The sequence below is a fragment of the Pedobacter punctiformis genome, from assembly GCF_027213715.1.
GTDB lineage: Bacteria > Bacteroidota > Bacteroidia > Sphingobacteriales > Sphingobacteriaceae > Pedobacter > Pedobacter punctiformis.
Genome location: NZ_JAPWGM010000001.1, coordinates 792,212 through 818,846 on the forward strand (window position 1 = coordinate 792,212; position 26,635 = coordinate 818,846).

Annotated in this window: 26 protein-coding genes; 13 read left to right on the plus strand and 13 right to left on the minus strand. The window is 37.7% G+C overall.

Annotated elements, in window-relative coordinates:
* The first annotated feature begins 36 nt into the window (after positions 1-36).
* Positions 37-678, plus strand: a complete 642-nt coding sequence (locus tag O0955_RS03570; protein ID WP_269426147.1) for a DUF47 domain-containing protein — start codon at positions 37-39, stop codon at positions 676-678.
* 12 nt (positions 679-690) lie between these two features.
* On the plus strand, positions 691-1,701 hold the full coding sequence (locus O0955_RS03575; protein WP_269426148.1) for an inorganic phosphate transporter: 1,011 nt from the start codon (positions 691-693) through the stop codon (positions 1,699-1,701).
* A gap of 213 nt (positions 1,702-1,914) precedes the next feature.
* On the opposite strand, the gene O0955_RS03580 is transcribed toward O0955_RS03575, so the two are convergent.
* The 3 genes from O0955_RS03580 to O0955_RS03590 all read right to left on the minus strand — a co-directional run bounded on the left by O0955_RS03580 (position 1,915) and on the right by O0955_RS03590 (position 4,459).
* Complete coding sequence (locus O0955_RS03580) at positions 1,915-2,523, minus strand: FMN-binding negative transcriptional regulator (RefSeq protein WP_269426149.1); 609 nt, start codon at positions 2,521-2,523, stop codon at positions 1,915-1,917.
* A gap of 90 nt (positions 2,524-2,613) precedes the next feature.
* A complete protein-coding gene (locus O0955_RS03585) occupies positions 2,614-3,888 on the minus strand; it encodes a carboxypeptidase regulatory-like domain-containing protein (protein WP_269426150.1) in 1,275 nt (424 codons plus the stop codon).
* On the minus strand, positions 3,881-4,459 hold the full coding sequence (locus tag O0955_RS03590) for an RNA polymerase sigma factor (protein WP_269426151.1): 579 nt from the start codon (positions 4,457-4,459) through the stop codon (positions 3,881-3,883). Before O0955_RS03590 ends, O0955_RS03585 begins: the two co-directional genes overlap by 8 nt.
* A 216-nt stretch (positions 4,460-4,675) precedes the next feature.
* Between O0955_RS03590 and O0955_RS03595 the strand changes: the two genes are divergently transcribed.
* The 7 genes from O0955_RS03595 (at position 4,676) to O0955_RS03625 (ending at position 10,276) form a co-directional block, all read left to right on the plus strand.
* Complete coding sequence (locus O0955_RS03595) at positions 4,676-5,446, plus strand: DUF4197 domain-containing protein (protein ID WP_269426152.1); 771 nt, start codon at positions 4,676-4,678, stop codon at positions 5,444-5,446.
* Positions 5,447-5,708: 262 nt separating this feature from the next.
* Positions 5,709-6,260 (plus strand): RNA polymerase sigma factor, encoded by a 552-nt coding sequence (locus O0955_RS03600; protein ID WP_269426153.1) that lies wholly within the window; start codon positions 5,709-5,711, stop codon positions 6,258-6,260.
* A gap of 10 nt (positions 6,261-6,270) precedes the next feature.
* On the plus strand, positions 6,271-6,624 hold the full coding sequence (locus O0955_RS03605) for a hypothetical protein (RefSeq protein WP_269426154.1): 354 nt from the start codon (positions 6,271-6,273) through the stop codon (positions 6,622-6,624).
* A 150-nt stretch (positions 6,625-6,774) separates the two neighbouring features.
* Positions 6,775-7,041, plus strand: coding sequence for a hypothetical protein (locus tag O0955_RS03610; RefSeq protein WP_269426155.1), 267 nt, complete (start codon positions 6,775-6,777; stop codon positions 7,039-7,041).
* A 197-nt stretch (positions 7,042-7,238) separates the two neighbouring features.
* Positions 7,239-7,688, plus strand: coding sequence for an Hsp20/alpha crystallin family protein (locus O0955_RS03615; protein WP_269426156.1), 450 nt, complete (start codon positions 7,239-7,241; stop codon positions 7,686-7,688).
* A gap of 209 nt (positions 7,689-7,897) precedes the next feature.
* Positions 7,898-9,130, plus strand: a complete 1,233-nt coding sequence (locus tag O0955_RS03620; RefSeq protein WP_269426157.1) for a DEAD/DEAH box helicase — start codon at positions 7,898-7,900, stop codon at positions 9,128-9,130.
* A 231-nt stretch (positions 9,131-9,361) separates the two neighbouring features.
* On the plus strand, positions 9,362-10,276 hold the full coding sequence (locus O0955_RS03625; RefSeq protein ID WP_269426158.1) for an AEC family transporter: 915 nt from the start codon (positions 9,362-9,364) through the stop codon (positions 10,274-10,276).
* A gap of 75 nt (positions 10,277-10,351) precedes the next feature.
* On the opposite strand, the gene O0955_RS03630 is transcribed toward O0955_RS03625, so the two are convergent.
* The 10 genes from O0955_RS03630 to miaB form a co-directional block, all read right to left on the minus strand.
* Positions 10,352-11,545 (minus strand): C1 family peptidase, encoded by a 1,194-nt coding sequence (locus tag O0955_RS03630; RefSeq protein ID WP_269426159.1) that lies wholly within the window; start codon positions 11,543-11,545, stop codon positions 10,352-10,354.
* A gap of 114 nt (positions 11,546-11,659) precedes the next feature.
* Positions 11,660-13,087, minus strand: coding sequence for an L-serine ammonia-lyase (locus O0955_RS03635; protein WP_269426160.1), 1,428 nt, complete (start codon positions 13,085-13,087; stop codon positions 11,660-11,662).
* 124 nt (positions 13,088-13,211) lie between these two features.
* The gene (locus O0955_RS03640) at positions 13,212-13,868 is read right to left on the minus strand and encodes an MgtC/SapB family protein (RefSeq protein ID WP_269426161.1); all 657 of its coding nucleotides are present in this window, start codon (positions 13,866-13,868) and stop codon (positions 13,212-13,214) included.
* A gap of 184 nt (positions 13,869-14,052) precedes the next feature.
* Complete coding sequence (groL, locus tag O0955_RS03645) at positions 14,053-15,690, minus strand: chaperonin GroEL (RefSeq protein ID WP_269426162.1); 1,638 nt, start codon at positions 15,688-15,690, stop codon at positions 14,053-14,055.
* Between the two features lie 99 nt (positions 15,691-15,789).
* Complete coding sequence (locus O0955_RS03650; RefSeq protein ID WP_131539428.1) at positions 15,790-16,080, minus strand: co-chaperone GroES; 291 nt, start codon at positions 16,078-16,080, stop codon at positions 15,790-15,792.
* A gap of 311 nt (positions 16,081-16,391) precedes the next feature.
* Positions 16,392-16,754: a preprotein translocase subunit SecG gene (secG, locus tag O0955_RS03655; protein WP_269426163.1), complete on the minus strand. Its 363-nt coding sequence runs from the start codon at positions 16,752-16,754 to the stop codon at positions 16,392-16,394.
* Between the two features lie 13 nt (positions 16,755-16,767).
* Positions 16,768-17,826: a hypothetical protein gene (locus O0955_RS03660; RefSeq protein ID WP_269426164.1), complete on the minus strand. Its 1,059-nt coding sequence runs from the start codon at positions 17,824-17,826 to the stop codon at positions 16,768-16,770.
* Between the two features lie 147 nt (positions 17,827-17,973).
* Positions 17,974-18,483 (minus strand): LptE family protein, encoded by a 510-nt coding sequence (locus tag O0955_RS03665; RefSeq protein WP_269426165.1) that lies wholly within the window; start codon positions 18,481-18,483, stop codon positions 17,974-17,976.
* 33 nt (positions 18,484-18,516) lie between these two features.
* The gene (locus O0955_RS03670) at positions 18,517-19,758 is read right to left on the minus strand and encodes a sigma-54 interaction domain-containing protein (protein ID WP_269426166.1); all 1,242 of its coding nucleotides are present in this window, start codon (positions 19,756-19,758) and stop codon (positions 18,517-18,519) included.
* 49 nt (positions 19,759-19,807) lie between these two features.
* Positions 19,808-21,223 (minus strand): tRNA (N6-isopentenyl adenosine(37)-C2)-methylthiotransferase MiaB, encoded by a 1,416-nt coding sequence (gene miaB / locus O0955_RS03675; RefSeq protein WP_269426167.1) that lies wholly within the window; start codon positions 21,221-21,223, stop codon positions 19,808-19,810.
* 176 nt (positions 21,224-21,399) lie between these two features.
* Here miaB and O0955_RS03680 point away from each other — a divergent pair, with 176 nt between their 5' ends.
* From O0955_RS03680 to O0955_RS03695, 4 genes are all read left to right on the plus strand, one after another.
* The gene (locus tag O0955_RS03680) at positions 21,400-23,184 is read left to right on the plus strand and encodes an AsmA family protein (protein WP_269426168.1); all 1,785 of its coding nucleotides are present in this window, start codon (positions 21,400-21,402) and stop codon (positions 23,182-23,184) included.
* A gap of 63 nt (positions 23,185-23,247) precedes the next feature.
* Positions 23,248-25,065 carry a hypothetical protein gene (locus O0955_RS03685; RefSeq protein ID WP_269426169.1) on the plus strand — a complete coding sequence of 606 codons (1,818 nt, stop codon included), beginning with the start codon at positions 23,248-23,250 and terminating at the stop codon, positions 25,063-25,065.
* Between the two features lie 50 nt (positions 25,066-25,115).
* The gene (locus tag O0955_RS03690; protein ID WP_269426170.1) at positions 25,116-25,673 is read left to right on the plus strand and encodes a LemA family protein; all 558 of its coding nucleotides are present in this window, start codon (positions 25,116-25,118) and stop codon (positions 25,671-25,673) included.
* Positions 25,673-26,629, plus strand: a complete 957-nt coding sequence (locus O0955_RS03695; protein WP_269426171.1) for a DUF3137 domain-containing protein — start codon at positions 25,673-25,675, stop codon at positions 26,627-26,629. The genes O0955_RS03690 and O0955_RS03695 overlap by 1 nt, the downstream gene beginning before the upstream one ends.
* Positions 26,630-26,635 lie beyond the last annotated feature (6 nt).

Genomic DNA, 26,635 nt, shown 5'->3' on the forward strand with positions numbered 1-26,635 from the left:
TTGAGCTTGTAGCTTTGCAACATATTATAAATTAAGATGAACAATATTTTCAAGTTCTTTACCCCACAAGATAGAAAGTTCCATCCGCTTTTCGAACAGGCCGGTAGCAATGCACTTAAAATTTCAGAAGCACTTTTAGAAATGGTGAGCACTGCGGATCCGGAGAGCAGAAAAACAATTTTTAAAGAAATTGAACGCTTAGAGCATGTTGGCGATGACATTACGCATTCTATCTTTCTTGAATTAAGTAAGAACTTTATTACTCCGTTTGACAGAGAGGACATTCACCAATTGGCAACTGCTGTTGATGATGTTGCTGATTATATTTATGGCACGGCTAACCGCATGCAGATGTACAACATGAATGCAATAAGCGAACCGATTGTAAAAATTGCTGAGCTTTTGGTAGAAATGTGTACTGATATCGATAAGGCTATTAAAGAGCTACGCAGTTTCAAAAACATCCGTGTTATTGCTGATGCTTGTATCCGCATTAACAGCGGAGAAAATCAGGCTGATTACGTATTTACTTTAGCCGTAGCCCGTTTGTTTGAGTACGAGACTAATGCAATTGAACTAATTAAACATAAAGAGGTTTTACAAACGATAGAAAAAGCGACCGATAAGTGTGAAGATGTTGCGAATGTACTTGAAACTATCCTTGTTAAAAACGCTTAATAAAAAATAAACATGGTAACTACCTTATTGGTTGTTGTTGTAATACTGGCTATTGCTTTCGATTACATTAATGGCTTTCACGATGCCGCCAACTCGATTGCAACAGTTGTTTCTACAAAAGTACTTACGCCTTTTCAGGCTGTTTTATGGGCCGCTATTTTCAATTTTGCTGCTTATTTCTATTTTACAGACCATAAAGTGGCAAATACGGTTGCTAAAACCGTAATTGAGAGTTACATTACTTTAGAAGTTATTCTTGCCGGATTAATTGCTGCAATTATCTGGAACTTATTAACCTGGTGGTATGGCATTCCTTCAAGTTCATCGCACACACTGATTGGTGGGTTTGCTGGTGCGGGTATGACACATGCCCTGCTTACAGGCGCTAGTCCGGTAGATGCCGTTAATATGGGTTATGTAATTAAAATTGTTTCCTTTATTGTATTGGCTCCGGTAATCGGTATGGTTATTTCGGTTGTTATCACTTTAATCATTATTAATATTTGCCGGAATGCAAAACCTGCAACGGCAGAGAAATGGTTTAAACGTCTTCAGCTTTTATCATCTGCTGCTTTAAGTTTCTTCCATGGAGGTAACGATGCACAAAAGGTAATGGGTATTATTGCCACAGCTTTAATTGCGGCCAAAGTAATTCCAAACTTCGAATCTATGCCGGGTTGGGTTCCTGTAGCCTGTTATTCTGCAATTTCATTAGGAACTATGAGTGGTGGCTGGAAAATTGTAAAAACAATGGGATCAAAAATTACGAAGGTAACAGCTTTAGAAGGTGTTGCGGCTGAAACCGCTGGTGCAGTTACTTTAGGTATTACTGAACATTTCGCAATTCCCGTTTCTACCACGCATACCATTACAGGTTCAATTGTAGGGGTAGGTTTAGTAAAAAGTGTTTCTGCTGTACGTTGGGGGGTAACCATTAACTTAATATGGGCCTGGATTTTAACGATCCCGGTATCGGCGACATTAGCTGCAATTATTTATGGCTTAATTTATTACTTCAGATAGAAGTTACTAAAATATTGAAAAGGCCAAAGTTTTAAAACTTTGGCCTTTTTTGTTTTATAACGGATTAAGAAATAGCGGAGAGATCTTATCATCCAGAAGCTCGAAGGATCTCGTTACAGCCAGCACTCTTATTTCATCCTCTCAGATGCTTCCCATCGTCAGCATGACAAATATATTGCTTTGTTCTGGCTCGAAATGAGGTTTATGAAGACCCTATTTCTTCATTTCCTTTGCAACGGCTTGCGCCATTACATCATCACTACGTTCTAAATTTTCAATAATGGCTTCCTGGTTCTTAGCTGAATGATTCTGGCTCATTTTAAAAACATTATCCAGATGGGAAACCAAAATCTCAAATCCTGTGATCGCTTTTAAATGCTTTTGGATATAGCTTTCGTCCATCTTATTAAATGCCGCAGGACTTGTTTCCGGATTTTCATAATGATTTGTTAAATCTTTGATAACCTGATAAGTTTCTGCCGGAGACATCAGTCTGATAGTTCCTTTGGCCTGCACCGTTTTATAATTCCACGTAGATGCGACAGCTGGGTTTTCATAAACGGAAGCGCTGATATAAGCATGCGCACCAGAAAAAACGGCCAGTACATTCGGATTTTGTTCAAAAGCTTTGCAATGGTTTGTTTTGGTCATCACATGGCCAATCAGCTTAATTTTATCGCCCTCAATTACTGTTTTAACAGGAACTTGGGTAGCAACTGGAAATTCACCGTCAAATCCAATTAGGGTAACGAAAGAGTTTTTATGCATAAAATCCAGAATATCATCCTGGTTTTCGGTAGTGAAATGTGGTAACTTGTACATAAAAGAATATGTTTTAACCAAAATTAATTTGGCTATAGAATGATAAATAAATACACCTGGAGATTGGTTTTCGCCAGGCTGGAACGAGATTTAGAACTTAATTTTTAACTCCGCAGTATCGGTTCCATTTTTTGGCAACACCCAGTCCGGTCCTTCTTCAACCAGCCGCTTTGCTTCTGCATCTGCGTCTTTATTTAAGCCTTTCAGGATTTTTATGGAAGCCGGCCGTCCTGATTTCCGAACTATAAAACTTAAGGTAACATATTGTTCCGGACCTTTTGGATTATATAACTTGTTATTATATTTCAAATAATCGTCGTAATTAACCGTCGAAACGGGAACAGGTACCGTAATTTCTTTAGAAGATTTAGAATCCAAAGCCGGGCTACCTCTTAAAACAACCTTTTTAGCAGGTATCGATTTATTTTCTCTGCCATTGGATCCGGTCATAGCTGCAATCTGACTTAAAGATAAATCACCACTTAATGCAATTCGTATGGCATTTGGATCTTTAACATTCGATACTTCCGCTTCTTTATACCCTTCAGCTCTAACGACAAGATCCCTGTTTTTCAGACTGCTATCCACAGGTAAATAAAAATTACCATTGGCATCGGTTTTGGCTTCGCTTTTAGTACCCGCTACTTTAACAATAGCACCTGAAACGGGTAGGCCATTCCCTTCAGCACTAACGGTACCACTATAAACCGCTCTATTGGAAATCATTGCCGGCGCTGTTGCAACTCTTGCTTCTGGCGCAGAAAATTCTTCCGCACTTTTGGTTGCAGCCTCGCTTACCACCTTGCTTTTCTTTAATGGAGCAGAAATAGACTCATCCATAAGAACAGGACTGCTTAAGGGCTTGTTATTTTTTGCTAAATTATTTGTTTTTGCCTCTTCAATGGCGCTATCAATTAAGGCAGATTTAGCCCCTTCTTGTTTATCTGCAGTTTCTGCCTCCGCTTTAGGTTTGTTTGCGGCTATAGCTGTATTTGTATCCAGATTAACGATTACACCATTTGTTTTTCGCAGTGCAACTTCATTACGGTGATTAATTTCACGCATAAAAAATAAAATACTCACTGTAATAAAGGCTACAGTTGCAGTTGCTGCAATACTTAATCTTTGTGTGGTAATGCCCCAAAGTCTGCGTTTTACAGGTTTAGCGGCAGTGCGATCATGAAGTTGCTTTTGAAGAATAGAGAGGGTTTGCTTTCTTTTTGGAGATTGGCGCAAGCCTTCAAGGGCTTCAGCCACAAAAGGATCTTCCAATGCTTGTCGCTCTACAAAGTGCATAGCTTTAGCATCAAGTTTACCATCCAGGTAATCTTCCAGAACATCAATATCTAACCAATCGTTACTCACTACTATTTTTCTCTATACAAATCTTCAAATTTCGCTTTCCATTTTGGATGTAGCTTTTTACTTTAAGTATGTCGTAGCCAGTAATATCGGCTACTTCTTTATAACATTTCTCCTGCAGATAAAATAAATCTACACTTTTTCGCTGTTCTTCAGGTAAAGTTTCCATACACTTTTCCATTATGGTAAGCTGTGTTTCTTTTGTGTTGTCGATATCAAGATGCACAAACTCACTGTTTTCCACAAATGTATCATCTAAAGAAACGTTATTTTGCTTCGCCGATTTCCTGATCGCCATTAAACAATGGTTACGCGTTAAAACATGCAGCCAACTTTTAAAGTTTTGCACCTCATGGTTTTTGAGTTTGGTAACCAGTTCTTCAAAAATATGCATTACGGCATCTTTGCTTTGCTCCTCATCTTTAAAATAATTGAAACAAACCCCAAAAACCAAATGCATGTATTTATTATAAAGTTTACCCAATGCATTTAAATTGTCGGTATTTTTATACTCGGCAATCAATTTTGCATCATCTTGCTGGTTATTCCCAGCTGTATTTTTTATAAACTTCAAAAAATCGGGTAGCTAAAGCGAATTATCTTCAAGTATAAAAAATATTTTTGAGTGATGAGACATAAACTAAATTATTAGGCTAATTAAACCCTGATAACTTACTGCACTCTAATTTACCGGTAAAGATTAATTTGGAGCAAAGTCCAATATTTTAGCGAAGAATGCGAAAATATAATTTATGGCAGCGCTTTTGCTAAACATAATTAAACACACAAAATGAAGAGTACTACTATTTTAGCATCATTGGCACTAACGTTAGTTTGCAGCCTGAATGCACAAAGTCAAACAAAATTAAGCGACTTGTTTAAAAAGGTTACGGGCAAGCAAACCACTACAACAACTACTGCCTCATCAAGCCTGGGCACGCCATCAACTTTAGAAATTGGCCAGGGAATAAAACAGGCACTGGAACTTGGCGTTTCTGCAGGTGCAGACAGGCTGTCTGCCAAAGATGGCTTTTTAGGCAACCTTGCCGTTAAAATTTTAATGCCACCTGAAGCACAGAAAGTAGAAAAAACATTAAGAGGACTTGGTTTAAATTCGCTTTGCGACAATGTAATTACCAGCCTGAACCGTGCAGCTGAAGATGCAGCGAAAGAAGCAAAACCTATTTTTGTATCGGCCATTAAACAAATGACGTTAACGGATGCAACAAATATCCTTTTAGGAAATAATGATGCAGCTACGGAATATTTTAAAAGAGTAACCACATCGCAGTTAATGCAAAAATTTAGTCCTATCGTTTCAACCAGCTTAAGTAAAGTAAACGCAACGAAGTATTACAGCGATTTAACTTCACAATACAATCGCCTGCCGCTGGTAAAACCGGTTAACACAAATTTAAGTGAGTATGTTACGCAAAAAGCAATTGACGGTTTATTTATAGAAGTTGCTCAGGAAGAACTTAAAATAAGAGGAAACCTGGGTTCACGCAGTACTTCTTTACTTCAAAAGGTATTTGGTTACGCGGACAAGAAAAAGATTTAAGTCGATATTTTATCATAAAACAGAGGAGATCCGGATTCTATAAGTTCCGGATCTTTTTTGTTTAAAAGTATTTTGTAAAATTGCAGCTTATCAAATACAGCAACTTTATAAATAGGCTGTCGTGCTGAGGCACGAAGCACCCCTAACTATGCGGGCAGTGTTTGTTGTAGCAGACACTTCGGGAAATGCTTTTCGAAAAAAAAGAAGAAAATTTAAAGTAATATTGAGTTCCATCCGTTTACTGGTTTATAAACAATAAATAGTGCCAACAAACGAACCTCAAAATATCATTTTAACGGTTGCCAATTATGGCAAACGCCTGTTCAGTTTTATCCGTGGCCGGGTAAATACGGATGAGGATGCGGAAGATATTTTGCAGGATGTGTGGTACCAGTTAAGCAATCAGCCGGAAACGAGTGCAATTGAGCAGATTAGTGGATGGTTATATCGGGTAGCCCGGAATAAGATAACAGACAAATACAGAAAAAAACAGGATGAACTGCTGGAGGATTTGAGTTACGAAGATGAAGACGGCGAAATTAATTTCAGAGAGATTTTATTGGCCGATGCGGGCAATGAAGAGACCGAAGAATTGAAAAAGTTATTTTGGGATCAGCTATTTGTGGCCCTTGACGAACTGCCCGAAAATCAACGGTATGTATTTATTCAAAATGAACTTGAAGAAAGAACATTTCAGGAAATTGCTGACGAAACCGGTGAAAACATTAAAACATTAATATCCAGAAAAGGTTATGCAGTAAAACACCTGCGTAACCGTTTACAAAATTTATATCAGGAATTTATTAACTATTAAATTTGCAGGCATGATGAATAGAAATTTTAATCGGGGTAAGAAATTCGCTTTCTTTTTCCCTGTAGCGGTGCTTATTGCACTGGTACTCGGGTATGTGGTTATGTTTTTATGGAACCTGATTTTGCCGGAAGCGGCACACGCAGGAAAGCTAAATTATTGGCAAGCGCTTGGCTTGCTTGTACTTTGCCGTATTTTATTTGGAAATTTTGGCCGGGGTGGTGGTTGTAAGGGTCGGCCCGGTTTTGGTCGCGGCGGCAGATACATGAGAGAAAAGTGGCACAACATGAATCCTAATGAACGTGCTAAATTTCGTTCAGAATGGAGAGAACGTTGCAAACAAAGAAACCAAAGAGATTCAAGATAAAGAGCAGCCGGCAAAAAAGCCGGCTTTTTTATTGGACAAATTTTATCCGTCAATGCTTTAGTATGCAGTAAAAATGCCCGGTTTAAAAAAAATAAAAAATTTAAAGTAAAATCAAAAATCACTCGTCTTCCTAACTAAACAAGAAGAAAGATGAAAAAGATATTAAAAGCTATAGGATTCGGGATTGTACTGGGTGCAGTCATTTTCTTTATACCATTTGTGTTTAAGTTTATTCTGATTGCTGCGGTAATTGGGTTAACCATAAAAATGGTTTTTAGAAGCCGAAGAAGATATTTTGCTACCCAGTTTGAAGGGTATTACCCAAATAATTTTCAGCGGATTACTCCAATTGACGGGCAGTGGTACAAACCAGAGATTCAGGGAAGCGGAATAACCAGCAATGTTAACGTAAACTAATCAAGCGATGAGAATATTTAGAGGACTATTGGCACTTGTTGCTGCAGCGGCAACTTTTTATGGCCTAAATGTATTAGCGGTTCAAAACGGCTATCCTGATAGACTGGATTTTAAAAACAAGCATTATCACACAAATTGTTCTCACGGACATCGGAGTGATAATGATCTTAAATAAATAACAATTAAAATTAAACAACATGTATAACGAACAATTTAAAACAGATAGAATGAATAGAGGTTGTGGCCGCGGGGGTCACAGATTTGGCGGCCGCTTTGGACATGGTCATGGCAGAAATTTTGAAGGTAGATTTGGTGAGGCTTTTCGTCGCGTACCGGTAAATATTGAAGAAAATGACGATCATTTCATCATCCACCTTTATGCTCCGGCATTGATTAAAGAAAATTTAAAGGTGGTTACCAAAAATGATGTTTTAACCATTAGCTACAAACCTGCTGAAGAAAATAAAGAAACAAATACTTTTAGCCGCAGAGAATATGCCAATGGTGCTTTTGAAAGAGGTTTTGCCTTAAATGCAAAGGTTTTAACCGAAAACATTTCAGTAACTTATGCCGATGGAATTTTGAAGGTAACTTTACCTAAAAATCCGGAGACTAACACGCCTGCCAAAGACATTTTGGTCGACTAAGCAATACCTTAAATATCAAAGAGGGTGTATCATTAAACATATTGATACACCCTCTTTTTACCAAATAAAAAAACTAAACATTAACAGATCTTGATTTTTTTTGAAACTAAAGCGTTCCTATTTAATTAAAAATCGCAGCTGAATAATTTACAGCTTGCTATTGGCTACAATTTGAGGTACTTTTGTTGAAATAAAAAAATTACAACATATTGAATTTTAACGACTTTAACTTCAACCCCGATTTATACGAAGGCTTAATGGCCATGGGGTATAAAAGCGCTACTCCTATACAAGAACAAGCTATTCCGGTCATTTTAGATAACCATGATATTATTGCCTGTGCACAAACCGGAACCGGAAAAACGGCCAGTTATCTTTTACCGGTAATGGATAAAATAAGCAGAGCGGAAAACAGGCACAACAATACATTAATTTTAGCACCAACAAGAGAGCTTGCCCAACAAATCGATTTACAGGTTGAGGCTTTGGCTTACTTCACCAACATCAGCTCCCTGGCCGTTTATGGTGGTGGTGATGGAATTGCATACGAACAGCAAAAACGTTCTATGCGTGAAGGTGTGGATATCATTATTGCAACTCCGGGCAGATTAATGGCGCACTTATCGTCGGGTGTTTTAAAGCTGGAACATTTACAGCATTTGATTTTAGATGAAGCCGACAGAATGCTGGATATGGGTTTCTATGACGATATTATCCGCATCATCAGTTACCTGCCTAAAAAAAGGCAAACACTTTTGTTTTCGGCTACCATGGCTCCAAAAATACGGACTATGGCCGGACGAATTTTACACGAGCCAAAGCAAATTACCATTTCCATCGCTAAACCTGCAGAAGGCATTGATCAGCAGGCTTACAATATTCACGATCAGCAAAAACAAGCTTTATTAACGGATATTTTTAAAAGCGATCAGTATAAAAGCAGCATTATTTTTGTTTCTACAAAGGATAAAGTTAAAGCGCTTTACAAAACCTTTAAAAGTTTAGGCATTAAAGCGGAAGCTTTCCACTCTGATTTAGGTCAGAAAGAACGTGAAGACATCTTACTGGCTTTTAAAAACAGAAGATTACCCATTTTAATAGGAACGGATGTTTTATCCCGCGGCATTGATGTTGAAGGGATTGATTTGGTTATTAATTACGATGTTCCAGGTGATCCGGCAGACTATGTACACCGGATTGGCCGTACGGCCAGAGCCGCAACAAAAGGAACCGCAATAACACTGGTAAACGGCCGGGACAAACGCAAGTTTGATAACATTGAAAAACTAATTGAAAAGCAGGTTCCCAGAATGCCTCTGCCAGAAAGTATTGCAGCAATAGAAATTACACATGTAGAGGAAAAACGCCCTCAGCATAATAAAAATGGTAAGAAAAAGGTTTGGCATAAGAAGAAAAAACCCAATCCTTCGGGCGAAGTTTAAGTCTGTTTTTATTAATCATTCTTTACTGATTATTTAACAAAAGAGTAATTTTTGCAAATGAGTACGGCGATGCCGGCACAAGTGATTTTATTACCGGTTTAATGGAAACACACGGAGAAATGAGCTGGTTTTTAAGGACTCATTTAAAATAGCCGGCAGAAATTTGTATATAAATGCCAACAGGAGAAATCTTATTGGCATTTTTCTTTTATCCCTATCTTTGCCCCAATCATGGCAAATTTCTTCCTCATCGGCTTATGTATTTTAGCCGGTATTCTCTTCAGAAAAAGTAAAACACTACCCAAAGATGCACATAAAGGCATTAATGCATGGATTATTTACATTGCACTCCCTGCGGTATCCTTTAAATATTTACCGCACATACAATGGAGCAAAGATCTGCTCTTTCCTGCCCTGGCACCCATTGGTGTTTGGATGCTTGGCTGGCTTTTTATCACCGTTTATAAGAAATTTAATAGCGGAATGAGCAAAGCCACGGCCGGAGGATTAAAATTAACCAGCGCTTTAAGTAATACTTCTTTTGTGGGTTTTCCTTTAATTGTAGCTTATTTTAGCGAAAAAGAACTCGCCATTGCAATTATATGCGATCAGATTACCTTTACTTTATTGTCAACCATCGGAATTATTGTTGCCATCCGCTCTTCACAATCGCAAAAGCTAAGTGCAAAACTGGTTTTAAAAAAAGTATTAACATTTCCGCCGCTTATTGGTTGCGTGTTGGCCTTGATTTTACCCAAATACGTTAATCTTTCTGCTTTTGATCCAATGTTTGATAAACTTGCAGGTACTGTAGGTCCGCTGGCTTTATTTTCGATTGGATTACAATTAAAATTTGGTGGCTGGTACGGCGAAATCAAACACATTAGTACAGCCTTACTTTATAAATTAATTCTTGCCCCGGCAGCCATTCTTCTTATTGCCATTATGCTTGGTACGCACGGTACCATTACTAAAATAACCATATTTGAAATGGCAATGCCTACACTTTTAACCGCAGGCGTTGTTGCTGATCAATATAGTCTTAATCCTAAATTATCAAACCTCGTGGTGGGGATTGGGATTTTACTTTCTTTTATAACCACAGGGCTATGGTGGCTGGTGCTCCATTATTCAGCATTAGTTTAGAACGGAAAATTTAACATAAAAAAGGGCTGCACAAATGATGTGCAGCCCTTTTTTATAAACTCAATCAAGTTTGGTTTACAAACCTAATTTCTTAGAAATAGCACCAGGGATACCTGCTTTATTCAATAAGATGGCCGTAGTTTTATATTTCACAAAGTTTTTAGTTACGTACAAATAACCTTTATAATCATTGGTTACACCCCATGAGTTTTTAACAATATAATATTCTTTACCGTTTTGATCTTTAGCTACGCCAACAATGTGCATACCATGATCATCGGTGGTCTGGTAATTATCAAATGCCAGCTGACGGTTTTCCTGGGTAATCTCCATTTCTGGTTTCGGACCGTCAAACATTTCTGTTTTTTGTTTTGCTGTCATTTCTGCAAAAGGAGTTTCAGGAACGTAAGCAACACCGTTTTTGTAACTGAAAGATTTCTCGCTCACATCCGTTGCCCATGCAACTGTATAGCCAGCTTTTAAAGCATGATCAATGATATCGGTTAATTCATTTACCTGAACGTTATAAACCTGATCGAAAGACCAGTTATCAGGCACTAACAAAGTAAACTTCGTATAAAAAGGATGATCGTTGAATGATGATAATTCTACATAGTTATCCGGGTTGATGCCCACCACTTCATTGGCGAAAGTTTTTGCAGTATATTTTTTCCCTTTGTAGGTAAAGTTTTCAGGTACTTCGCCTAAATAAGCGTCGATAATACCGGTATAAGCTTTTATCCAGTTTGGCGTTAATTCGCCATTAGAATTTTTAACAACAGCATCTAAAACACCTTTTTCAAGATCGCCCAGCTCAGCTGTTTTATTAATTTTAGTACCGTAGTTTAAGCCGGTATAAACCTCCTGCGGTACTGCACCATACTTTCTGTACATGTTAATCACATCATGTAAAGCGCCGCCATCGCCTAAGGTAACCGCACCATGCATGCGTACATAGTTTTTTCCTTTTTCTACATAAGCGTTACGTGCTGTAAAAAGCTGAGATAAGTTTACAGGTTCTTTTCCTGCCTTAATCATTTCCGACTCTAAAAAAGAGTTGGTAGAATAACTCCAGCAGGTACCTGATGAACCTTGATTTTTAACGGGGGTGTTTGCAAGGTTAATTACATCCGTAAATTTAAATGCATCCTTACTGTTTTCGCTTTGATTGTTTTTTAAAGAATTTACAAGGTTGTCTTGTGCATATGTTGTCATTACAGATAACGACAATGCCAAACCAACCACACTTAGTTTTGTGTATTTGATCATTTTTATGAATTTATTAAGATCGGGCTAAGTTATAAAAATGTTAATATTCAGAACGGGATTTGACCATAATAATTCAGCTTCAGCCCTACTTATTACAACAATATTGCGTTTACATTAACATTCGGGTAAACTGATTGGAATATTAGTTGCCAAACCACCATCTGAAGTCTCTTTATACTTTTCATTCATATCCAGAGCCGTTTCCCACATGGTATTTACAACAGCATCCAAACTCACTTTTGCTTTGTCGGGGTTACTTTGCAAGGCCAGTTGACTTGCTGTGATGGCTTTAATAGCCCCCATGGTATTTCTTTCAATGCATGGAATTTGAACCAATCCTCCGATAGGATCGCAGGTTAAGCCTAAATGATGTTCCATGGCAATTTCTGCGGCCATTAAAACTTGTCTTTGCGAACCTCCGAGACATTCAGTTAAAGCTGCTGCAGCCATGGCTGACGATACGCCTATTTCGGCCTGACAACCGCCCATAGCAGCTGATATTGTCGCTCCTTTTTTGAAAATACTTCCTACTTCCGATGCGCAGGCAATAAACTGGATAATTTTGTCTTCAGAATAGCCATCGCAAAAGGTAATAAAATATTGCAATACAGCCGGAATTACACCTGCTGCACCATTGGTTGGGGCCGTTACTACCCTGCCAAATGAAGCATTTTCTTCATTTACGGCCAGTGCAAAACAACTTACCCAGTCTAAAATATAATTAAAGCCGTTTCCGCCCTTTCTTATGGCGGTTATCCAGCTGTCGTAATCGTGGTATTCACTTTTACCTGTTAAACGTTTATTTAAAGGAAATGCTCTTCTGGCTACATTTAATCCTCCAGGTAAAAAACCAGTTGTGTGGCAGCCCCGGTAAATACAATCACGCATAACATAAAAGTGCTGCAAAATTCCTTTTTTGGTTTCTGCTTCGGTTCTCCAGGCCAGTTCATTTTCCATCACCACCTCGCTTACCTTTAAACCTGTAGATAAACACCAGTGCAATAAGTCTTTTGCTTTTTCTACAGGAAATGGTAAATCAACCTGTACTTTTTTACTATTGTCCTCTCCTTCTTTTACCACAAAACCGCCACCAATAGAATAATAGGTTTCGGAAATGGCTTTTCCGCTTTTTAAAAAAGCCTGAAAAGTTACCGCATTGGGGTGATAAGGTAAACTTTCTGCAAATAAGAAAAGAAGGTCGTTATCATAATCAAAATTGATTTCCAGACTTCCAGCAAGATTAAGTTTTTTCTCTTTCTGGATACTTTCAAAAGTTGGTGTTACTGCATCCACATCAAAAGTTACCGGATCAGCACCAGTTAAACCTAATAAAATGGCTACATCGGTGCCATGACCTTTCCCGGTTTTAGCCAGGGAGCCATAAAGTAAAATTTTAATACATTCTACCTCTTTCAGCAGATTATTTTGAAGCAGTGAAGATGTAAATTGCTGAGCGGCTCTCCAGGGGCCTAATGTATGTGAACTGGATGGGCCGATACCAATTTTAAAAATATCAAAAACTGAAATTTGTTCCTTAATCATTTAACTAAATTTTTCTGCCGGGATCTGCAAAAATCCTTGCACAAATACAAAGCTACTATAGTTTTTCAGGAAATGCATCTTTATTAGCGGGTATAATTCACAAAATAATCGGGATTGGGTTGTTTTAAAAATCAAACTCGATAATGTCTTTATCCTTGAGCATGTTTTCAACAAATTTTTGATGGTTGGCTGGCTTGCCAACAGCGGTCCAGTTTCCAGTAATCATTCCGTTTGCAAGTTCCTGTTTCCCGCGTTGAGGTTTTAATTTATATTGAATAAAAAGTTCTTCGTAAGCATTTAAAGTATGAGGTTCGTGTTTTTTTACAATGCGGTAATTACGTTTCGTAAATCTTCTGTCGCCAATTTCCTCAATAAAAGGGAAAGTGAATAAGGCGAGCAAAACCACTGCAGTTACACCAATAGCCTGCTCGTAAAAGCCGGCCCCTACGGCCATCCCAATGGCGGCAACAATCCAGATTACACAAGCTGTTGTTAAACCTTTAACCCTGTTTTCTTCTTTAAAAATAACACCTGCACCCAAAAAACCTATTCCGGTTACAATGTTAGAGGCAATTCGATCGTGACTCGTTAATCCAATTTTTATGGATAGTATGGTAAAAAGTGTTGAGCCCAGGCCAATCATTATCATGGTTTTTAATCCGGCTGATTTACTTCTATACTCCCGCTCTGCACCAACTAATCCACAAAGCAAGGTGGCTAATAAAAATTTATTGACTTCTGTTTGTGTTAAAAAATGACTGCTCTCGAAAAAACTTTCCATATTAATTGTATCGATTATGAAAATTAGTAAAAATCAGGATATGTTACGCCATTTAATCCGGATAATTTAAAATGGAGAGAGAAAATGCCGACCGGCAAATGCTCCAACAGCTGTAAAACAAAAATTCCCCTAAAGCTTTGGCCTTAGGGGAATAATTTTATAATAAACCGTTAGGTTGTACGAATTACATCATACCGCCCATACCGCCGCCGCCCATTGGAGGCATTGATGAGGCACCACCTTCTTCTGGTTCGTCAGCTAAAACAACTTCTGTTGTTAATAACATAGCTGCAATTGAAGCTGCGTTTTCTAATGCTACACGACTTACTTTAGTTGGATCGATAACACCCGCACCAATTAAGTTTTCGTAAACATCAGTACGTGCATTATAACCGAAATCGGCTTTACCTTCTTTAACTTTTTGAACGACGATAGAACCTTCAATACCTGCGTTTTCACAAATTTGACGTAATGGTTCTTCAATAGCACGGCGAATGATCTGAATACCTGTATTCTCATCTTCGTTAGCACCTTTAAGGTTAGCTAAAGCTTCTACCGCACGGATGAAAGCAACACCACCACCTGCAACGATACCTTCTTCTACAGCCGCACGGGTTGCATGTAAAGCATCATCAACACGGTCTTTTTTCTCTTTCATTTCAACCTCACTAGCTGCACCAACATAAAGAACTGCAACACCGCCAGCTAATTTAGCTAAACGCTCCTGTAATTTTTCTTTATCGTAATCAGATGTAGTGGTTTCAATTTGTGCTTTGATTTGACTAACACGAGATTTAATATCTTCTGAATTACCAGCACCATTGATTACTGTTGTATTGTCTTTATCAACAACAACTTTCTCAGCAGAACCTAAATAAGTTAAATCAGCGTTTTCTAGTTTGTAACCTCTTTCTTCTGAAACAACGATACCACCAGTTAAAATTGCGATGTCTTCTAACATTGCTTTTCTTCTGTCACCAAAACCCGGAGCTTTAACCGCTACAACTTTCAATGAACCACGGATTTTGTTAACCACTAATGTAGCTAAAGCTTCACCATCTAAATCTTCAGAAATGATCACCAATGGTTTACCCGTTTGAACTGTTTTTTCTAAAACAGGCAACAATTCTTTCATGTTGCTGATTTTTTTGTCGTAGATTAAAATGTAAGGGCTATCTAATTCAGCTTCCATTTTATCTGCATTGGTTACAAAATACGGAGATAAATAACCTCTGTCAAATTGCATACCTTCTACAGTTTTAACTTCTGTTTCAGTACCTTTTGCTTCTTCTACAGTAATAACACCATCTTTACCAACTTTGCTCATTGCTTCAGCAATTAAAGCGCCGATAACCTCATCGTTATTTGCTGAGATAGATGCAACTTGTTTAATTTTATTGTTGTCATCACCAACCGCCTGCGATTGAGATTTTAAGTTTTCTACAACTGCAGCAACTGCTTTGTCGATACCACGTTTTAAATCCATTGGATTTGCACCGGCAGCAACGTTTTTAATACCTGTTGTAATAATTGCCTGAGCTAAAACGGTTGCAGTAGTTGTACCATCACCAGCAATATCGGCTGTTTTTGAAGCTACTTCTTTAACCATTTGAGCACCCATGTTTTCAACCGCATCTTTCAATTCGATTTCTTTAGCAACTGTAACACCATCCTTAGTAATGGCTGGAGAACCGAATTTTTTATCAATAATTACGTTACGTCCTTTTGGACCTAAAGTTACTTTTACTGCATTCGCAAGAATATCTACACCTCTTTTCAGGGCGTCACGAGCTTCTACGTTATATTTTACTTGTTTTGACATTTTTAAGGAATTATTTTAAAGTTTTCATGTTGGAAAGCTGAAACATTTCAACCCTCCGCTTTATATTATTGCAACGTTTAAGGTTACAACATTAGATTTTTACCCAACGATTGCGTAAATATCAGTTTCACGCATAATTAAGTAATCTTTACCTTCGATAGGAAGTTCTGTACCACCGTATTTACCATATAAAACTACGTCACCAACTTTAACACTTGGTTTTTTTCCTTCAGAATCTTCTTCAGAAACAGAAACTACAGTTCCTTTAGATGGTTTTTCTTTAGCAGTATCAGGAATATACAAACCTGATGCAGTTTTTTCTTCTGCCGCAGCCGGCTCCACTATTACTCTGTTCGAACTGCCAGCAATTGGTTTAAGGTTTAACGCCATAACTTTTATTATTTTTTATTTTGATTTGAGTTTTTTACTAAACATACAATTAACACATTTTATGCCAAGTGCTTTTCAGGGACAAATTTGCACCTGTACTGTCAATTTTATAAACAAACCAAGAATCTTATTAAAAAATGGTGTCAGCTTGGCAGGCAGGATTTTGGTTTTTCGCCAGCACCAACCAAAATCAGTGTTTACGCCTGGAATAAGTGATTGCTCAAAATTTGCAGAAACTGCATATACTTTGGGGTTTAAACAAAAAAAGCTTTCCCTTTTGAGGAAAGCTTTTCAATACCGACTGGGTATAATTATTTTTTAGTTGTATCTGTTGTTGCCGGAGCAGGTGCTGCCGGTTTAGTGTTGTTTAAAGAACCGCCACCAATTGCAGATGGTGTAGGTGTTTTATTTAAACGCTCCTGAATTTCAGTATTACCTACCGCAGCAGAACCGCCAGTTTTAGCAATTGTAGTAATTGATAAGGTTAATACAACAATTGCCGCTAACAATACCCACGATCCTTTTTCTAAAACATCGCCTGTACGTTGTACGCCAAACATATTGCTACCGCCGCCGCCTGTTGCCAAACCACCACCTTTAGGATTTTGTATCAACACAAATAAGCCCAAGGCTACACATACAATAATTAATAAAATGATTAAAAAGGTTATCATGGTTAAATATATTTTAAAATTTCTTTTCTATAGATTGGATAAGGTCGGCAAAGTAACGGCTTTTTTCTGGATATTTCAAACTTAATTTTTTATAAGTATCTATGGCTTTGTGGTAAAGCATTTGCTCGATATAAATTTTAGCTAAAGTTTCCGAAACAAGGTCGTAATGATCTTCTGCACTCTTTTTGGCTTTATTTTCGTTATCAATCTGCTCTGGTTTAGGTGGCTTAATGGTTGGGTCTTCTTTTAAAAACTTATCAATAATCTCTGCTCCCTTTGCATCTTTCAGTTCTGCTGTTGGATATTCGGCTAAATGATCGGCAACTTCAAATGGCGTTTGAATGTGAAAAATATGCTCTACATACTGTTGTTGAAACTCAGCGCCTCCGCTTTGTTTTTGTACAGGTGGTTGCTGTTTTTCTAAACCTGGTTTTGGTTGCGCATAAGGCTGAAAAATTTGTTCATGCTCTTTGCGGGTTTTGGCCAGCCACCATAAAAAAGTATACGGAAGCTGATCGTCATCGTACCTGGAAACAAAATTTATTTCAGGTTCATCTGGTACAACCGTTTCAATTTCCGGTGCTTCAGCAATTACATCTGTGCTTAATTTTTGTTCAAAAGCAAAGAAATCCGTTGCCACTACACTTTCTACAAACGTATCTTCCAGAGGAGGACTATCCATTAAATGCTGGTCTGTTCCCGGCAAATTGTTGGGTGTTTCGATATGGATATTTCGAGTGAGGTCAGTTTTAGCTACCGAAGGCTCAATAATATCCTGATCAAGTTCTCTTATTTCTTCAAAAACCTCCTCTTCATTATTTTCTTCAACCAAAATATCTTCCTGCTCTGAAACATCGCTGTCAGCAGTAGTTTGAAGAATGGAATATAAAATGTTTCGGTTGCTGTATAAAGCAGCTTTGGAAATAAACTGAGCATCGGCTTTAGCCAAAAGCACATGTATTACCTGTGCATAAGGATATTGCACCAGCATTTCCTGCAACATAGGCACATGCTCCGGCCTTACCTTTTCAGGTTTTGCTATTAAATTTGCCAGTAGCTGTTTGTTATCCATTATTGAGGTTTGCTGCTAAGTTAGAAATGTAAGTGGTTTTTTCCAAAAGTTTCTACCTTGATGAGGATGCTATCCTAAGCATCAGGCTGTAAGTTTTTCTCTAAATAAATTTCAGACGAAGAATTATTCCTTTAAAAAATTGCAACCCTACCATTGTGCAAAGGCACGGTTAAACACATCGTCCGTTAGTTGCTTGTTAATGGTTTCTATTGCGGCAGGCAATAAGGATTGAATAGGTGCACCGTTAAGGAAATCATAATAACGGGTAAAACTTTCTTCAAAGCTTTCTTTCTCATGATCTTTAATGGTATTGGTATATTTGACAGAAACCGTAATGGTTAACCTGTTGGCCGCAGCTGTTGGGGTGCTGTTTGATTGTAATGCAGTAGGTTTAATTTCATAACCGGTAATACGTCCTTCAAATATAGCCTGACCTTCGGTTGGTACAATACTTAAACGGGTTTGGTTACGGATTTTGGTTTTTACAGCTTCGGTAAACTGATTGCTCAGTCCCGGCACCACCAATGGCGCATTATTTTCGAAAACTCTAACGGTTACCGTTTTCATATCCGGAGGGATAGACGCCCCGCTAAATTTATAAGAACAAGAATAACTTAGAGCAGCAATAATCAGTAATCCAAATAGTTTAATCTTCATAATGATAAAGGAAATTTTCGTAGTTAAACGACCTTATAAATTTAATTCTTTAATTTTTCTGTAGAGGGTACGTTCAGATATTCCCAATTCCTGAGCGGCAAATTTACGCTTGCCTTTATGCTTTTTCAATGCTTTTTTTATCAGATCGGATTCTTTATCAACCAATGACAATGATTCTTCCACTTCTTCTGCATCATGCGCATAATTGTAATCCGCATTATTATTGCTGTTGTTATTCGGCGTTGCATGCTGAATGGTAAAGGCGTGTTCCTGTCCGGCGGGTAACTCCACATCTCTGTAAAGCTGGTTAATATATTGAGGATTATCAGCCAAAACTGTTGCGGTGTTTCCCCCATGCTGAATAATTTCGGCAACCAGTTTTTTAAGTTCTACCATATCCTTTTTCATATCAAACAAAACTTTATACAAAATATCTCTTTCTGTAAAATCTTCTTTTGATGATGAATTAATCGCCATTGGCAAATTGCTGCCGGCTTCGTTCGGAATATAGTTTAAGATGGCTTGTCCGGTTACGTTACGATCTTTTTCAAGCACACAAATTTGCTCAGCAATATTTTTTAACTGGCGCACATTACCCGGCCAGCTGTAGTTTGTTAAAATCTGTATGGCTTCTGGTTCCAGGTTTAACCCCGGACTCCGGTATTTATCGCTAAAATCGGCAGAAAATTTCCTGAATAACAGGTAAATATCTTCTTTACGTTCTTTTAACGCCGGAATACGCAAAGGAACTGTATTTAACCTGTAGTATAAATCTTCGCGAAACTTCCCGCTTTTTACGCGGTTATATACATCAACGTTGGTTGCTGCAATAATACGAACATCCGTTTTTTGAACTTTAGAAGAGCCTACACGCAGGTATTCGCCACTTTCTAAAATCCTCAGTAAACGGGCCTGGGTACCCAATGGTAATTCTGCTACCTCATCTAAAAATATTGTTCCACCGTTTGCAACTTCAAAATAACCTTTACGTGCTTCATGTGCACCGGTAAACGACCCTTTTTCGTGTCCAAACAATTCAGAATCAATTGTTCCTTCAGGAATGGCACCGCAATTTACTGCAATAAAAGCACCATGTTTGCGGGCACTTAACTGATGAATAATTTGCGAGAAAACTTCTTTACCGCTACCACTTTCGCCTGTAATTAACACCGACATATCTGTTGGCGCTACCTGACCGGCAATATCTATAGCGCGGTTAAGCAATGGCGAATTACCAATAATGCCGAACCGCTGTTTAATATTTTGTGTATCCATTTATTCCGTTTTCAATAGGTAAAGTGTTTAGCAATCCTAATGTTTTCTACTATACAATCTTTCCGATCAGCGTGGCTGAAGTACATTTTTCTATGTAAACATTTGCATACTGACCAGGTTTTACGCCATCAATTACAGGAAAAATGGCCATCGCACCACTATCTCCCCTTCCGCAATAATCTTTATCTGACTTTTTTGATGTTCCTTCAATTAAAACTCTAACCGTTTTACCTACCCACTCCTTCAAACGCATTAATGAGTGGGCTTGTTGTTTAGCTAAAATTTCGGCTAAACGACGTTTTTTAACTTCTTCAGGAATATCATCTTCCAGTTTTCTGGCTGCTAAAGTTCCGGGTCTTTCCGAATAAGTGAAATTATAAGCAAAGTCATATTGTACATAATCCATCATGCTTAATGTTTCTTCGTGTTCTTCTTCTGTTTCGGTGCAAAAACCCGCAATAATATCGGTAGAAATGGCGCAACCCGGGATAATTTTACGGATGGCATCAATGCGGTTGATGTACCACTCTCGGGTGTAAGTACGGTTCATGAGTTCCAATACACGGGTATTACCTGATTGAACCGGTAAGTGAATGTAATTACAAATGTTATCGTATTTTGCTATGGTATATAAAACCTCATCGGTAATATCTTTAGGATGTGAAGTAGAGAAACGTACACGCAAATCAGGGCTAACCAAAGCGGTTTGTTCTAATAAATGGGCAAAATTTACGGTTTCTGTACCATCTTCTGATGTCCAGGTGTAAGAATCTACATTTTGACCTAAAAGTGTAACCTCACGGTAACCGGCATCAAATAAACTCTGAGCTTCTGCAATAATTGAATGTGCATCTCTGCTGCGCTCGCGACCACGGGTAAAGGGCACTACACAGAAAGAACACATGTTGTTGCAGCCACGGGTAATGGAAATAAATGCAGTAATTCCGTTGCTGTTTAAACGAACGGGGCTAATATCTGCATAAGTTTCTTCACGTGATAAAAGTACATTTACCGCTTTATGTCCGGTTTCTACCTGTTCAATTAAGTTAGGTAAATCCCGGTAAGCATCCGGACCCACTACCACATCAACCAAACGTTCTTCTTCTAAAAATTTAGATTTTAAACGTTCTGCCATACAACCCAAAACTCCAACGATTAATTTAGGATTACGCCGTTTTTCAACCCCAAACTGCGATAGGCGATTTCTAACCCGTGTTTCTGCATTCTCGCGAATGGAGCATGTATTGATAAAAATAACATCAGCCTGATGATAATCATTGGTGGTTTCAAATCCTGTTTCTGATAGAATGGAGGCTACAATTTCGCTATCCGCAAAATTCATCGCACAACCATAACTCTCAATATATAATTTACGTCCATCGGCTTTTTCCGGGGTATCTAAAATTAAAGCTTCACCCTGCCGAGCCTCATCGTGTGTCTTATCCTGTACTTGTAAATCAATCATTATTTAAAAAGATTTTGGGATTGCAAAAATACATAAATAAAATTAAAAATGACAGTTTGACATGTTTGGGCCTGATCATTACTTAAAACTGACGATTAACTTTGTTTTTCGGAGAAAATTGTTTTAAAAACCTTTTCTACCAGAATCTGTTTTATAGCGATAAACAAATCAGACAAATGACAAATAAGAGAAAAAAATTATGGCTTTGGATTACCGGAATAACAGGTGCTTTAATTTTAATTGTCTCGGTAGCGGCCATAATTTTATCTGCTACATGGAAACCATTACTGACTGAAAAAATTAAGGCTGGTGTTTACAATGGCTCTCACCATCTTTATAAAATTGATTTCAAAAATATTAACCTGAATATAATTACCGGAAGTTTAGCCTTGCACGAGGTTACGCTTACACCCGACTCTGCAGTATTTGACAGTTTAAAAATGAAAGGGTTAGCGCCACCTAATCTTTTTCTGCTCAAGCTTAAAAAGTTACAGATTTCACGTGTGGGTATTTTAACCGCTTATTTTAAAAAACATGCTGAAGTGGGTTCTATTGTACTGGAAAAACCCTCCATAAACATGATTTTTAACAAAGTACCCAAGAAACCGGATGCTGTTGAACCTGAAAAAACATTATACGATCAAATATCCGGTACATTAAAAGCCATCCACGTTAAAAATATAAAAATTGTAGATGCTGATTTCGACTACATCAATAAAAGTACTTCAAAAACGACTATCAATTCTATAAAGCATCTTAATGTAAACATCAAAGATTTTCTGCTGGATTCTCTTTCTCAAAGCGATACCACCCGATTTTATTACACGAAGGATATTTCTTTTGAAATTGCAGGATATAAGTCTTTAACCAAGGATAAAATGTACACCATGAAAGTAGATACCATTAGTGGTTCTGCTGCTTCAAAAAAGATTAATATCAAGGGGTTTAAATTAATTCCGATGTATCCGGAGTTAGCTTTTGCCCGGAAATATAACGTGCAGAAAGACCGTTATAATTTAGCTTTTGACCGGATTGAATTTGCAGGTGTAGATTTTACAGGCCTTAGTAATGATCAAAAAATATATGCCAAATCGTTAAAAATTGGTCCGGCTAAAGTAGAAGTATTCATGAGCAGGGAGTCTCCTCCGCCACCAGGTTTGGATAAAGGCCGGAATTTTCCGCACATGGCCTTAAAAAGATTAAACATTCAAACTTTAATAGATACGGTTAAAATTAGAAACATTGATGTTAAATATGGCGAATACAATCCGGCAAGTAAGAAAATTGGTTCCGTAGAATTTAAAAATCTAACGGGTAATATTCTCAATGTAACTAACGACAGTACCCAGCTGACTAAAAACAATTATGCCCATGCAGATTTAAATAGTTTGCTGATGGGATCGGGTAAGTTGAATGTAAAAATAGATTTTAATTTAACGGCAAATAATGGCGCCTTCGGTTATAGCGGAAGTTTGGGCGCTTTTAATTTCAAACAGTTAAATCCATTATCGGTTGCATTGGGTCTTGTGGAAATAGAAAGCGGCCAGGTACAACATATAGATTTTAAAGCCAATGGAAATTTACACAGTGCAACAGGTTCGATAAATATGCTTTACACCAATTTAAAGGTTAAACTCCTGTCGGATAATATTGATGGCGAAGGCACCAAAGAAAAAGGTTTATTGTCATTCCTTGCAAATTCTATTTTGGTAAAAGATCAGAATCCGACCAGGGGTGAGGCACCAAGAACAGCCACAATGACCAATACAAGGATCAATTCGGCCTCTTTCTTTAATTTGATGTGGAAGACTATTTTTACCGGCATCAGAGACATTACCGGTGTTGGAATTGTTCCGGTAAAAGATCCGGTAAAACAGCAAAAGGTAATTGCTAAAAAAATAAGGGAACAAAAAAGAGCCGATAGAAAAGCAGCAAGGCAGGCAAAAAGAGATAAAAACTAGCAACACATCTTTAACAAATACGTTTATAAATGTATATTGCTAATCAAATCCCATACTTTTTAAATGCCAGAGAAAAAAAGATACCGATATAAAGTAATAAAATGGATTGGAGCTGTGCTACTAATCCTTTTTATCATACTGGCCGGGATAGCATGGTATTTAAATTATAAATCTAAACCTGCCATCAGCGAACAAATTAAATCTTTGATTTACAAATCAACTGATCGTTTGTATACCATTAGTTTTACCAATATTACAACCAATATTTTAACAGGGCATGCGGTATTAAGAAATGTAAAAATAACACCTGATACCAATCGTTATCACCAGCTGATAGCCTTAAAAAGAGCACCCAATAACTTATACGAGGTTTCGCTAAAGAAATTGGTAATCAAAAATTTCCACCCTTTTACTGTATACCGTGAGCATAAGCTACAAATTGACGAAGTACTTTTTGATAAGCCCGATGTTTCCATGATGAACAAGCAGTTCGATTTTAATGAAAACCGTCCGCCGAGACCCATACAATCGCCTTATACTTTCATTAGTAAACTGCTTAAAGAATTCAGCATTCAAACCATATTATTTAAAGATGCCAGCTTTAAATACATCAATAAAAACCTGCCCAAGGCAGAAATATTTTCTATAAAAGACCTCAACATCACACTAACTGATTTATTAATCGATTCTACTTCAGCGCAGGATCCTAAACGTTTATACCTGTTAAAAGATGTGCTGATTAATTTAAACGATTATACCTATCCTACTCCGGATAAAATGTACGATATTAAGTTAAGCCAGCTGGATTTCAGGGCCTCGACAGGAAAATTAAGGATCAAAAAATTTGCTTTAGTGCCCTTATATGATGAAATGAAATTTGGATCTGTTGCAGGCTATGCGAAAGATCGTTTCAACATCCAAATGAGCGATATTCTTTTAAACGGTATAGATTTACCTTTATACATTAAAAAACAGGAATTAAGGGCTAAGGAAATGGCTATTGCCAACGGCTTTGTATCTGTTTTTAATAACCGCAACCTTCCAAAACGGGAAAAAGAAAATAGAATCGGCCGCTTTCCACACCAACTTCTTCAAAAGTTGGAAGCCCCAATCTTGGTCGAAAAAATCATTTTAAAAGAAATAAATATAAATTACTCTGTATTTGATGACCAAAGCAAACAAAAAGGAAGAATTTCGTTCGATCATACCTCAGGTACCATTACCAATGCCACCAATATAGAAAAGGTGAAGGCAGTACAGCCAATTATGGAATCTAAACTGAGTACCTATTTAATGGGACAGGGCAAGCTGGATGTTGATTTTAAGTTTGATTTGCAGGCAAAAAATGGAGCTTTCTCTTACGCAGGCGTATTGCACAGCACCAATGCCAGAACGCTAAACCAAATTACCAGACCACTGGGCCTGGTACAAATTAACCGGGGCTATGTAGATAAACTTGATTTTAATTTCAGCGCAAATGATTCTACCTCAAAGGGAAAGGTAAATTTTTCATACTACGATCTTTCTGTTGCCTTAATGCGAAATGACCCTGAAAAAGGTCATTTGGTTAAACGTGGCTTTCTTTCCTTTTTAGCAAATGCTTTAATTATTAATTCGGAGAATCCTGACCGGAACGGCAAATTTATTTCTGCTGATGTAGTGTACAGTCGTCCTGCAAATACCTCATTTTTTAATCTGATCTGGAGAAGTCTTTTTATTGGCATTAAGCATAGTGTTGGCCTTACCGAAGAAAAGCAGAATGAAGTACGGGAGCATATTGCAAAGTTTAAAGCCATAAAAGCGAGTCGTAAAGAACGGAAGCAAAAAAGGATCGAACGCAGAAGACAAAGAGCGCAGGAAGAAAGAGAAGAAAAGCGTTAGGCTTAATTAATTACTTTATTATATTTACCTAACTATATTAAACTCACATTATGATCATTGCCATCGTTATTATCGGACTCCTTTTCATCATTGGTATTGTTATCTATAACTCGCTTATTGGTAAGAAAAACCAGGTAACCAACGCCTTTTCTGCCATAGATGTAATGCTTAAAAAGCGTTTCGATTTAATTCCAAATCTTGTAGAAGTGGTCAAACAATACACCACTTACGAACAGAGTACCCTGACTAAAATTGTAGAACTGAGGGCAAAAGCAACCTCAGGAAACATTAGCGATACCGAACGTGCTACACTTGATGCACAATTAAGCAGCAGCATTAAAGGTTTAATGGTTAATGTTGAGAATTATCCGGATTTAAAAGCAAACGAGAATTTTATTAACCTGCAAAGTACCTGGACAGAAAGCGAAGAGCAAATTGCAGCGGCAAGAAGAGCCTACAATGCTTCGGTTACCGATTACAATAATGCAATTATGATGTTTCCTGGAAGTATTTTTGCCGGAATGTTAAATTTTCAGCCGGTAACGGTACTTGCTACGGCAGAAGAAGAACGTAAAAACATTAGTGCGAAGGATCTTTTTAACAGTTAATGCAGGCTGAATTTGAAAATAACGCCGCCTTTCAAAGTGTACTGGCAACGTTAGAAGTTGAGCGCAAAAAAATTGCTTCTACAAAAACCAAAGGTTATATTTTTATTGGAAGTGGAATAGCATTTGGGATTCTGGGTGCAGTATTAGGTATTCCAATGCCCTCCATACTGATTGGTTTGGGCGGTGTTATTTATGGAGGAATTTTACTTTACCGCATCACGGAGCAATCGCGGGCCTACGCAGGTGCTTTTAAGCGTGATGTGATTGGCTCTGCATTAAAATCTTTAGATCAAAGCCTCACCATTGAACCATATAGCGGAATAGTGGATGATGAATTTGTTTCTTCACAGCTTTTTACAACTAATCCTGACCGTTATCATACTGAAGACCTGGTTAGTGGACAGGCCGGGAAAACCAGATTTTATTTTGCCGAGGTGCACGCGGAATATAAAACAGAAGAACAAACCAAAGACGGTCGTCGTGTAAACTGGCACGAAATATTCAAGGGAATTATTTTTGTAGCCGATTTTAACAAAAATTTTAACGGTGTAACGGTTGTTAGGCCTAAAGGAATTACTGCGGCCTTTGGTGTGTGGTTTTCTAAAAACATCTTTTCCTTTGGTGATAAGGATGCGATCTTACTCGAAAACCCCGAGTTTAACAAAACGTTTGTAACTTATGGTAATGATCAGGTAGAGGCCCGCTATATTTTAACCCCGGCTATGATGGACAGAATATTTTCTCTGAACCGAAAAAGCGCAAGTGCGATTTCATTATCCTTTATAAACTCACGAATGTATATTGCATTCCCGCTGCAAAGGAATTATTTTGAAGCGCCTGTTTTCAAAACTTTATTAAATCCGGCACTTTTAAATGAAGATATTTCTGTAATCCGGTTTATGTATGATATTGTAAATGAGCTGGATTTAAATACCCGCATTTGGGGTAAAAATTAAAATGAA